Source organism: Nitrobacter sp. (assembly GCF_051535235.1).
In the GTDB taxonomy this organism is placed as follows: domain Bacteria; phylum Pseudomonadota; class Alphaproteobacteria; order Rhizobiales; family Xanthobacteraceae; genus Nitrobacter.
The window spans coordinates 82,615-92,603 of the sequence record NZ_JBPPLZ010000010.1 but is presented as its reverse complement, the minus strand read 5'-3'; the positions used below and the strand labels follow the sequence as shown (position 1 = coordinate 92,603).

Here is a 9,989-nt window from a genome sequence, read left to right as displayed (position 1 = left end):
CATGTTTTGCAGGCTCAAGGATTGGCGCCGCATCGCCACCCGCTACGACAAGCTGGCGCGCAACTTCGAAGCGGCCATCAATATCGCCGCTGTCATAACTTGGTGGACCAATTGAGTCTGGAGCCTAGAGCGTTCTCGAGCGAAGTGGATACCGGTTCGCGTCAAGAAAACGCGTCAAATGAAAATCATAGAGCCCCGCTTCTGATTCCATCAGAAGCGGAAAGGCTCTAGCTTTTGTCTTTACGGACGCGTGCAGCACGACTGTCGCGCCGCCGGGCTTGCCCGTTCATCGACCAGCAAACGGCGGGCCGCAAGGTCCGCTTTTTTGTGTCATGAAACATTCGCCCCGCCGCGCCGTTGTCCGGGCTCACGCAACGCGAACGGAGACACGCCATGGCGGAGCAGCTCAAGGGCAAGCGCATTCTCATTCTCGCCACCAACGGTTTCGAGCAGTCGGAACTTGAGGTTCCGCGCGACCGGCTGAAGTCCGCCGGCGCCGAGGTTCATGTCGTCTCGCCGGAGGCGAGCGAGATCAAGGGCTGGGACAAGAAGGACTGGGGCCGCGCGGTGAAGGTGGACAAGCCGCTCTCGGCCGCGAAGGCCGATGACTATGATGCCATCGTGCTGCCCGGCGGGCAGATCAATCCCGATCTGCTCCGCGTCAACAAGGATGCGCTGGCGCTGATCAAGGCGTTCTACGAGGCGGGCAAGACGGTGGCGGCGGTATGTCACGCGCCATGGCTGCTGGTGGAGACCGGCATCGCCAAGGGGCGCCGCATGACCTCGTATCACTCGATCCGCACCGACGTCGTCAATGCCGGCGCGCGATGGGAGGACAGCGAGGTCGTGACAGACGAGGGCGTCGTCACCTCGCGCAACCCGGGCGACCTCGAGGCGTTCAGCGCCAAGATCATCGAGGAGGTGCGCGAAGGCCGCCACCAGCGCCACGCGGCCTAACGCCGGCCGGCGCGTTCCGCATCATTCCATCAAATCGCCGGCGGGTGGTGCGGATCGTAGTCGTGCGGCCGGTTGCTGCCGATCTTCTTCCAGAACGGCCAGATGAACGTGGCGCCGGCCGTCAGCGGGCCGATCGCCTGCCATTCATGCAGGTCGACAACCAGCACCGCTGGAGTCACCACGAACAGCAGTGCCGTTATGACGCCGAGCACCACCATCGCCTTGCGGTATGTCGGCGAGACGCCGGCGGTGAAGCGGATGGCGCCTTCCGGCGCGTCCGCGAGGCGCTGGTGCAGCGCGCAGATGAAATTGCGATAGACCGGCCTGCGTGCGCGATCGACCTTGCCGTTGATGCCCGCATCGGTGACGAGGAGAAAACGGCCGCCGCGAAAATCGATGCGGCATTTGTCGACGGCATCCTTGCCGTCGGTGTCGGGCATGTTTACGGAGACGATGTCGGTCCAGAGTTGCCGGCCCGCTTCGCCGGCCTCGTTGCGCCAGGCGATGGCCGAGTCGCGCCCGGCGTCGATCAGCGCCACGCCGTGGCTCGCGCTGCGCCAGAAATAGCGCTCGCCGTTCACCAGGTAATACAGGTCGTAGGCCGTCGAGGCCATGGATGCTGGCTCGATCATGCGCCGAGCATAGCGCATTTTTGTTCGCCCTCGAAGCGGGTTTTCCCGGTGCGCCGCAGCGGGTGAGGCGCGAAAGCCGGGTTCCCGAAGCGAAACCTCGGCGGGCTCAGTCCATCAACTCACCTGGCGGAAAGCGCGGGTCGTAGCTGCGCGGGCGATTGGCTTCGATCACCTTCCAGAACGGCCAGACGAAGGTCGCGCCTGCCGCGAGCGTGAGCAGCACGCGCCAGTCCCGCACGATGAACACCAGCACCAGCGGCGTGCCGACGAAGAACAGTGCGGTGATGACGCCCATGACCGTCATCACCTTGTGGCGACCTTCGGACGCGCCGGCATTGAATGCGATGGTGCCGGCCGGGGCCTGCGCCAGCCGCAGATGCAATGCGCGGACGAAATCGCGATACACCGGCGTGCGGGCGTGATCGACCTCGCCGCTGGTACCCGCGTCGGTGACGACGAGGAAGCGGCCATCGCGAAAATTGATGCGGCAGTTGTTGACGATGTCCTTGCCCGACGTGGCCGACGTCATGTTCACCGAGACGATGTCGGTCCACAGCCTGCGGGCCGCCTCACCCTCGTTGTGCCAGCCAATTGCGGACTCGCGTCCGGCGTCGATCAGCGTCACGCCATGGTTCGGATTGCGCCAGAAGAAGCGCTTGCCGTTCTGCAGGTAGTAGAGGTCAAAGGCCGTCGAGGCGGTGGCGGGGTCGGGTGTGGTCATTTGGGGGAGAGTAGCGGATTCGTGTTTTAGGAGAAGCGCTTTGAAAAGGTCCCGACAGATCTCAACCCATCGAAGCGCGCTACTTCTCCCGCATGCGCCGCCGCCACGCCGCCACAGTCATGCTATAACCGGCGTCGATTCAGAAAAAAGGGATTGCAATGAAACTCCGGTTCGTCGTCGCTTTCGCCTCCGCCCTTCTCGCCGCTCCCCTCGCATCGACAGCCGCTTTCGCCGCGCAATGCGGTGGCGACTTCAACACCTTCGTGGCCGCGATGTCGCGGGAGGCAGCGGCGGACGGCATCTCGCAGAGCGTGATTTCGCAGGCGCTCGGCGGCGTGCAGCAGGACCAGGCGGTGCTGAATTTCGACCGCCGCCAGCGCGGCACCTTCCGCAAGAGTTTCGAGCAATATGCCGCGACCCGAGTCACCGCCGGCCGCATCAAGGGCGGCAAGGCGATGCTGATGCGTCACGCCTCGCTGTTGTCCCGGATCGAACAGCAGTTCGGCGTGCCGCCTGAGATCCTTGTCGCGATCTGGGGACTGGAAACCGACTTCGGCCGCGGCGACATGGGCAAGCTGCCGGTGTTCCGGGTGCTCGCGACCATGGCGCATGATTGCCGGCGCAGCGAGCTATTCCAGCACGAGTTGCTGGCGGCGCTCAAGATCGTGCAGCGCGGCGATCTGCGGCTCAGCGACATGATCGGCGCCTATGCCGGCGAGATCGGACAGACCCAGTTCCTGCCGTCGTCGTACATCAAGTACGGCGTTGATTACGACGGCAATGGTCACGTCGACCTTAGGCATTCGGTGCCGGACGTCCTGGCCTCGACCGCGAACCTCCTCAAGGCCAACGGCTGGAAGGCGGGCGGTGACTATCACCAGGGCTCGGCCAATTTCGAGGCGATGCGGGAGTGGAATCGGTCCGAGGTTTATCGCAGGACCATCGGCTATTTCGCCGACAAGCTGGCGGGGCAATAGCTGAGAATCGAAGCCAGGGACGGCAGGCCTGCCGCGTCGATTCCGTCGGCGCTTTTGTGAAGCGCCGTCATCGAAAATGCCCGGGCGAAGCGAACCTCGGCCCGGGCCTTAAAAAATTGCTACTTCTTTTTCTTTGCGGCCTTTTTAGCCTTCTTCGCCGTTTTCTTTGCTGTCTTCTTTTTCGCTTTCTTAGCCATAATATCCTCTTGGGGTTAAATGGTTGAAGCGCGACTTCGAGGCGTGCTCAGCGGAGGGTAATCCTCGCAACAGCCTCGGATGGCGATCCGAACAGATTCGCATTGACCTGTCCTCGCGTTGTCACGCGGTTTCCGTCCCCTTATCCACAAGTGTTGCGTGGCGGCCGGGTTTTTCCGTGCCACGATCGCGCGAGCGGCGGGGCCAGTAGAGGGAGGGGAACGCGCGCGACATTCATGGTTTCAAAACCACGGCGGGAGGCTGCCTTGCCGCGGTGAGGTTCCGTTAAGCGGTGCGGCTGCACGCTGGCGGGACGACGTGGAAAAGCCGTTGGAAACAACACGAAGGAGGCCGGGCGGAGACGCTCTGAACCCGTGATGCTGAGCGTACCGACGCTGTGGATTGTGTTCGTCGTAAACTTCCTGGCGCTGGGTCTGGTCTGGACCTACGTCATGCGGAGCTATCCGACGCTTGTAGCAGCGCGATATTGGGCTGCCGCCGCTTTCACCGCCGCCTTTTTTGCCGCCGTATCGATGCTGCGCGGTCATGTCGATTCAATGCTGCCTCTGCTGTTCGCCGGTGGCGGTCTGATCTTCGCGGTCTGCCTTTGCACGATGGGAATCCGACGTTTCTACGAGCGGCCGGTTTCCTGGCAAACGACGTTCATCACGGTCGGGTTGAGCATCGTGTGTCTCGCCTTTTTTCTGTATGTCCGCGAGGACATGCCGATGCGCATTTTCATCTATTCAACGGCTCAGGCGGTGCCGATCGGCATGACGCTGAGGCTGGTTCTGTCGCGCAAGGACGGCCGTATCAACTCGGGAGCCCAGCTCGCGGGGATCGTCGGCGCGCTCATCATTTGCGTCAGCGTGATCAGGTCGGTCTGCGCATTTCTGGGCATCGGCGGTGGGGTTTCCTATGTCAACTTCAATGGCCTTCAGGCCGCATTGTTGATCGCTCTCGTCTTCCTGTCGATGACATGGAATTTTGGTTTCCTGCTGATGGCGATCGATCGGCTGCGCAACGAGGTCGTCGATCTTGCATTGGTGGATGACCTCACCGGCGTCGCCAACCGGCGACAGTTGCTGGGGCGGCTGGAGGAAGCATGCGCAATGGCGCAGAGGAGCGGCGAACCTTTCGCGCTCCTTGTGATCGATCTCGACGGCTTCAAGGAAATCAACGACACGCACGGTCACGCCGCGGGCGATGCCTGCCTGCGGCATTTCACGCTGATGGCGCAGATGCAGTTGCGGCCGGGCGACCTGCTGGCGCGGACCGGCGGCGACGAGTTCTGCATCCTCTTGCCGGCGACCGTGCTGCGCGAAGCGGCTATCATCGCCGAGCGCGTCCTGGATGCATGCCGTGAAGACGCCGCAGGATGCGCCGGCGCCGATGTCCCGATCGCTGCATCGATCGGGCTTGCCCAATGGACACAGGCGATCGGAATCTGTTCGGAACGTCTGCTCGCCGTCGCAGATCAAGCCCTCTATGCTGCCAAGAACCAGGGCAAAAACAGGTATGCGGCCTGCGAATCCGCACCACCGATTGCGCCTGGTTTCCTGGCGGACCAGACCATCCTGCATCAGAAGACGTAAGCCTCGCGAGAGTATTCTCCGGCCAAGGCGCGTTCGAGCCAGCGCGTCCCTTGGGCTCGACTGTCTAGCACAAAACGTTGATGGCCGGGATGAGCCCGGCCATCACAGGTTCATGTTGCTCGAAAGGGAACCGCTTTAGCGGGCGGCTTCCAGAGCGGCTTGCTCCTGCCGTGCGATCGCGGTCTTCACCGCCGATTGCACCTTCTCGAAGGCGCGAACCTCGATCTGCCGCACGCGCTCGCGGGACACGTTGAATTCGGCGGCGAGATCCTCCAGCGTCATCGGCTCATCGGCAAGGCGTCGCGCCTCGAAGATGCGGCGTTCGCGCGGATTGAGCACGTCCATCGCGCCGGTCAACGCCTGGCGACGATGATCGAACTCCTCGTACTCGGCCATGACGGCTTCCTGGGTGGGCGAGTGATCGACCAGCCAGTCCTGCCATTCGCCGGTCTCGCCGTCGTCGCGGATCGGTGCGTTGAGTGAAGCGTCGCCACCGAGGCGGCGGTTCATGTCGACAACGTCCTGTTCCGTGACGCCAAGACGCTTGGCGATGAGCTTCACCTGATCCGGGCGCATATCGCCTTCGTCAAGCGCGGAAATCTTGCTCTTCGCCTTGCGCAGGTTGAAGAACAGCTTCTTCTGGTTCGCGGTGGTGCCCATCTTCACGAGCGACCACGACCGCAGGATATATTCCTGGATCGACGCCTTGATCCACCACATGGCGTACGTGGCGAGGCGAAAGCCCTTCTCGGGCTCGAACCTCTTCACGGCCTGCATCAGGCCGACGTTGCCTTCTGACACAACCTCCGAGATCGGCAGGCCGTAGCCGCGATAACCCATGGCAATCTTGGCCACGAGTCGCAGGTGGCTGGTCACCAGATGATGCGCTGCATCGCGATCGTCATGTTCGCGCAGACGCTTGGCGAACATGTACTCCTGATGCGGTTCCAGCATCGGGAACTTGCGGATTTCGGAGAGATAACGGGAAAGACCAGATTCTCCGTTGAGAACCGGTAAGGTAGCAGTACGGGCCATGGTAGCGCCCTCCACTGGTTCAGGCCCCCGATAGCGGCGAGCCCGGCAGGCGGTCCCTCAGTTAAAGCCACCGCGCTGCGAATGTTCCGCGTTGGATGTTCAACGCAGGTGCAGCATAACCAAGTCATTTGGAAAAAGAAAGAACAAAAAGGGATTACGATTCCGTGATCATCCCGTAACCATCTGCTATGGCTACACTTTCGTAATTCTGCGTCATTCCGTCGCCGCCAGGGCCATCTTCAGCAGAAACAAGTCCTCCGGCAGGTCCGCCTCCCACCGCATGACCTCTCCGGTCCGGGGATGCTCGATCACCAACAGATAGGCGTGGAGCGCCTGCCGCTCAAGGGCACCGAGGGCGGTCCGGCCCGGCGATGCCAGCTGGTTGGCCTTGGTCTTGAAATGCGGGCCGTAGATGCCGTCGCCCAACAAGGGGTGGCCGGCATAAGCGAGATGCACCCGGATCTGATGGGTGCGGCCGGTCGCGAGCCGGCAGGCGAGGAGGGCGGCGACCGGTTTGCCGTCGCGGCCGTTGAAGGCCTCCCGCACCTCCCAGTGGGTGATCGCTTCGCGTCCGCCAGCCCGCACGGCCATCTTTTCGCGGGCATGGGGATGGCGGTCGATGGGCGCGTCCAGGGTGCCGTGCGGACGGTTTGGCAGTCCCCACACAAAAGCCAGATAGCCCCGCTGCATCGCGCCGGTCCGTCCGTGATCGGCGAATTGCGCGCTCAGCGATTTATGCGCGGCGTCATTCTTGGCCGCGACCATGAGGCCGGTGGTGTCCTTGTCGAGCCGATGCACGATACCGGGGCGACGGACGCCGCCAATGCCGGACAGGCTTTCTCCGCAATGCGCAATGAGGGCGTTGACCAGCGTCCCCGTCTCGTGCCCCGCGGCGGGGTGGACGACCAGCCCCTTCGGCTTGTTGATGACGATCAGGTCGTCGTCCTCGTAAATGATATCGAGCGCAATGGCTTCCCCTTTCGGTTCGGCAGATATTGCGGGCGGCACGTCGATTGTGATCGTATCGCCGGCAGCGACATGATAAGCGGGGTCGCGAATGGGGGCGGCCTTGGCCGCTCCCTCTGCAACGGAGGGTTTTGCAACGAGGACCTGGCCCGCCAGAATCAGCGACTTCAGGCGGGAGCGCGACAGGTCGGGGCTGTGCGTTGCGAGGACCCGATCAAGGCGCGCCGATCCCTCGTCACCCCTGACAATGATTCCAAGCCTTCGACCGCTATCCGAAGATAAGTCTTTTGAAGCAGAGCCCTGCATGACCGAGCCTGTGAATCCCGAGCCGACGCCGGAACAGGCCGCGCTGTTCGCGCGGGTGCGGCGGATGATGTTGATCGCTGGTCTGACCACGGCGCTTGCCGTAGCGGCCGTCCTGATCGCCATCGGCTATCGTTTTTTCCGCGCCGAGGGAAGCAGGTCGGTGACCGATGTTACCGCGACCCTGCCTCCGGGGGCCAGGATCACCGCAACCGCGGTGGCGGGCGATCGGCTGGTCGTGACCCTCGAGGTCGGCGGCTCCGTCCAGATACGAACCTTCGATCTGCACACGCTGCGGCCGGCCGGGATCTTGAAGTTCGCAAGCGAGCCGTGAACCGGCAGTACCTTGCAGCGCTCCGATTTCAAGGCTATTGCCTTGTCCGGTACGCTCCCTTCGTCTAGCGGTTAGGACGCGGCCCTCTCAAGGCTGAAACAGGGGTTCGATTCCCCTAGGGAGCGCCAAACGCCAATTCGGTCCCTGTTTTCCTTTAGCTTTTCTCCGCGAATTGTCCCGCACGTTGAGGCGGTGAGACAAATCATGCGGTGCTTCGCGGGGAGGGGAGAGCTTCGCCATTGCAGCGTTCGCCGTCATCCGCATCCGTGCCGCCTTGGTGTATCGCTCGACCTCCTCAATGGACCTATGTCCGGTGATGGACATCATCTCGTGCGGTGTCGCCGCATTCTCCGCGAGGCCGTTGCGGTGGCTTTGCGGATGCCATGAGCCGAGCAATGCGGAAGGTCCGCTTGTCTGCACCAGTTCTTGAACTTGTTGCCGAAGCCGTTCGCGGTGAACGCCTTGCCGAACTCGGTGACAAGGAACGTCTTTGAGCCATCGCTTCAAGCGGCAGCCCTGATGCTCGCCTCAAGGTCCGGGTGGAGGGGGATGTCCAAATCGACCAGGTTACGGTCCTCGTTCTTGGCTTGGCGATACATCACCCGGCCCCCTCGAATGTGCTCCGGGCCGATCCGCACGACATCCTCACGGCGGAACGCGATGAAGCGCAAGAGGTCAAATGCTAGGCGGGCCTTGGTGCCGAGCGGGTGACGCTTTTGATACTGCGCTATCTCCGCGTCGAAGGCGCAAGGGGTCGGACCCGCAGCCATCGCGAAGGCTCTTAAGATCGGCCGCGCGTCAGTGTACCGTGCGCTTGAGGGTGGTGGCTCCTAGCGCCACTCCTCCAAATACCTGAGCAGGAAGATTGAGGCCGCTACAAGAAAGACAGGAAGGCCGATGAGAAGGGGAGGCGGAATGAAGCACAGTGCTAAAAGAACTGCACCATGCCACGCGCTCAAAGGCCGCCTCAACGATCTTACTAATACCGCGTGACCTGCCACATCTCAGGCAGCTAAGCACCCTTCGTGCGACCATCAACCCAGGCCGGTGCAGCTCAGAGGCGGCTCCGCTCAAAACGGGGCCTCGCGGACGGGCACGGGGGAAACTCCCTTCGCAGCCGTCACGTTCTGCCCTTGGGGTTTGTGCCCTTTGAATATGTTCGGCTAGCTGGAGGGTAATTGAAATCTCCGTCCTCTACCACACGAAGTTGTGAATACGTGGCGGATTGCCGCACCCGGGGGCGGGGAGATATTTATCTTAAAGCGTAATCTATCCGCTAACTATTCTGAGTTGCAATTATAAAATAACTTATAAATATCAGTAATTTGCGTGGAGCGTCTCGTTTGGTGGAGGCCCCTCGGGAAAGCCAGGTTACAGTGAGCCGTGCTGAATTTTCCATAAGGACTAGCGGGGTGGAAACCGCTCTACGGGCCGTTGTTACTGGCGCCAGCTCTGGAATCGGCATGGCGATCTCTACGGCGATTGCGTCCACTGGTGCCACTATGTGCATGGTCGGCCGTGATATTAAGCGCTTGGAACTCGCCGCGCATACGGCGCGCTACTACGCTAGGTCCGTGTTTGTGCATGAGGCTGATCTAACAGATGAGTCAGCCATCGACCGGCTAGCCCGCCGCGTCGAAGAGGATATGCAAGGACTGGATGTCTTGGTTCATTGTGCCGGAGCACACGCTAAAGGTGCGATCGACGCAACGCCGGTGGAACAGTTAGACAACCTATATCGGACCAACGTTCGGATGCCGTTCCTTTTGACAAAAGCACTCTTGCCTTTTCTCAAGACCAGACAGGGCCAGATTGTTTTCATCAACTCCTCGCAAGGCCGAAATGCCCGCGCCTATACTGGCCTGTTCGCCGCGACCCAGCACGCACTCAAGGCTCTTGCTGACAGCCTGCGTGATGAAGTGAATGGAGATGGTGTCCGAGTCCTCAGCGTCTACCCGGGTCGTACAGCGACTCCCAGAATGCAATCACTCTACGAGCTCGAAAATCAAAAATATCAATCAGACCTTCTGCTGCAACCGGAGGACATTGCCAAGGTCGTTTTGAACTCTCTACTCCTCGCCAAAACAGCGGAAGTTACCAACATCGAAATACGCCCACGGATTAAATCTTATTAGAAGCCCTTCGGCTGTTTGGCCTGCTCAGGTGAGTCCACACGGATTGAAAAGCATAAGAATCCCTTAGAAACCTTCCGGGTCTCACCTCAAACCGTCTCGGCTCCCAAGGGAGCGCCAGCGCCCATCCAAGCTATTGAAA

The 9,989-nt window shown here is 61.5% G+C and carries 10 protein-coding genes, 1 tRNA gene and 1 pseudogene; 7 read left to right on the top strand and 5 right to left on the bottom strand.

Annotated features, from left to right (window positions below; translation table 11 throughout):
* Both ACS3WA_RS13395 and ACS3WA_RS13390 read left to right on the top strand, forming a co-directional pair.
* Nucleotides 1–115: pseudogene (locus ACS3WA_RS13395) on the top strand (IS5/IS1182 family transposase); the annotation flags it as partial.
* 278 nt (nt 116–393) lie between these two features.
* Nucleotides 394–957 carry a type 1 glutamine amidotransferase domain-containing protein gene (locus ACS3WA_RS13390; RefSeq protein WP_438279010.1) on the top strand — a complete coding sequence of 188 codons (564 nt, stop codon included), beginning with the start codon at nt 394–396 and terminating at the stop codon, nt 955–957.
* Between the two features lie 29 nt (nt 958–986).
* On the opposite strand, the gene ACS3WA_RS13385 is transcribed toward ACS3WA_RS13390, so the two are convergent.
* Nucleotides 987–1,571 carry a hypothetical protein gene (locus ACS3WA_RS13385; protein ID WP_438279009.1) on the bottom strand — a complete coding sequence of 195 codons (585 nt, stop codon included), beginning with the start codon at nt 1,569–1,571 and terminating at the stop codon, nt 987–989.
* A gap of 124 nt (nt 1,572–1,695) precedes the next feature.
* Entirely contained in the window at nt 1,696–2,310 is a 615-nt protein-coding gene (locus ACS3WA_RS13380; RefSeq protein ID WP_438279008.1) for a hypothetical protein, read from the bottom strand.
* Between the two features lie 158 nt (nt 2,311–2,468).
* Between ACS3WA_RS13380 and ACS3WA_RS13375 the strand changes: the two genes are divergently transcribed.
* Together ACS3WA_RS13375 and ACS3WA_RS13370 are read left to right on the top strand one after the other, a co-directional pair.
* Entirely contained in the window at nt 2,469–3,287 is an 819-nt protein-coding gene (locus tag ACS3WA_RS13375; RefSeq protein ID WP_438279007.1) for a lytic murein transglycosylase, read from the top strand.
* 572 nt (nt 3,288–3,859) lie between these two features.
* Entirely contained in the window at nt 3,860–5,077 is a 1,218-nt protein-coding gene (locus tag ACS3WA_RS13370) for a GGDEF domain-containing protein (protein WP_438279006.1), read from the top strand.
* A 135-nt stretch (nt 5,078–5,212) separates the two neighbouring features.
* Here ACS3WA_RS13370 and rpoH read toward each other — a convergent pair whose 3' ends face one another.
* Together rpoH and ACS3WA_RS13360 are read right to left on the bottom strand one after the other, a co-directional pair.
* Nucleotides 5,213–6,112: an RNA polymerase sigma factor RpoH gene (gene rpoH, locus ACS3WA_RS13365; protein ID WP_438279005.1), complete on the bottom strand. Its 900-nt coding sequence runs from the start codon at nt 6,110–6,112 to the stop codon at nt 5,213–5,215.
* A gap of 213 nt (nt 6,113–6,325) precedes the next feature.
* Nucleotides 6,326–7,384, bottom strand: coding sequence for an RluA family pseudouridine synthase (locus ACS3WA_RS13360; protein ID WP_438279004.1), 1,059 nt, complete (start codon nt 7,382–7,384; stop codon nt 6,326–6,328).
* Here ACS3WA_RS13360 and ACS3WA_RS13355 point away from each other — a divergent pair.
* On the top strand, nt 7,383–7,715 hold the full coding sequence (locus ACS3WA_RS13355) for a hypothetical protein (RefSeq protein ID WP_438279003.1): 333 nt from the start codon (nt 7,383–7,385) through the stop codon (nt 7,713–7,715). The genes ACS3WA_RS13360 and ACS3WA_RS13355 overlap by 2 nt on opposite strands.
* 53 nt (nt 7,716–7,768) lie before the next feature.
* Nucleotides 7,769–7,843 (top strand) — tRNA-Glu (locus tag ACS3WA_RS13350).
* Between the two features lie 375 nt (nt 7,844–8,218).
* Here the strand turns inward: ACS3WA_RS13350 and ACS3WA_RS13345 are convergent.
* Nucleotides 8,219–8,485, bottom strand: coding sequence for a hypothetical protein (locus ACS3WA_RS13345; protein WP_438279002.1), 267 nt, complete (start codon nt 8,483–8,485; stop codon nt 8,219–8,221).
* Between the two features lie 576 nt (nt 8,486–9,061).
* Between ACS3WA_RS13345 and ACS3WA_RS13340 the strand changes: the two genes are divergently transcribed.
* Nucleotides 9,062–9,850, top strand: coding sequence for an SDR family oxidoreductase (locus tag ACS3WA_RS13340; protein ID WP_438279015.1), 789 nt, complete (start codon nt 9,062–9,064; stop codon nt 9,848–9,850).
* The last annotated feature ends 139 nt before the right edge of the window (nt 9,851–9,989 follow it).

Coding starts and splice junctions, on each gene's coding strand:
- ACS3WA_RS13390 (WP_438279010.1), top strand. CDS start 394: ATGGCGGAGCAGCTCAAGGGCAAGCGCATTCTCATTCTCGCCACCAAC.
- ACS3WA_RS13385 (WP_438279009.1), bottom strand. CDS start 1,571: ATGGCCTCGACGGCCTACGACCTGTATTACCTGGTGAACGGCGAGCGC.
- ACS3WA_RS13380 (WP_438279008.1), bottom strand. CDS start 2,310: ATGACCACACCCGACCCCGCCACCGCCTCGACGGCCTTTGACCTCTAC.
- ACS3WA_RS13375 (WP_438279007.1), top strand. CDS start 2,469: ATGAAACTCCGGTTCGTCGTCGCTTTCGCCTCCGCCCTTCTCGCCGCT.
- ACS3WA_RS13370 (WP_438279006.1), top strand. CDS start 3,860: ATGCTGAGCGTACCGACGCTGTGGATTGTGTTCGTCGTAAACTTCCTG.
- rpoH (WP_438279005.1), bottom strand. CDS start 6,112: ATGGCCCGTACTGCTACCTTACCGGTTCTCAACGGAGAATCTGGTCTT.
- ACS3WA_RS13355 (WP_438279003.1), top strand. CDS start 7,383: ATGACCGAGCCTGTGAATCCCGAGCCGACGCCGGAACAGGCCGCGCTG.
- ACS3WA_RS13360 (WP_438279004.1), bottom strand. CDS start 7,384: ATGCAGGGCTCTGCTTCAAAAGACTTATCTTCGGATAGCGGTCGAAGG.
- ACS3WA_RS13345 (WP_438279002.1), bottom strand. CDS start 8,485: ATGGCTGCGGGTCCGACCCCTTGCGCCTTCGACGCGGAGATAGCGCAG.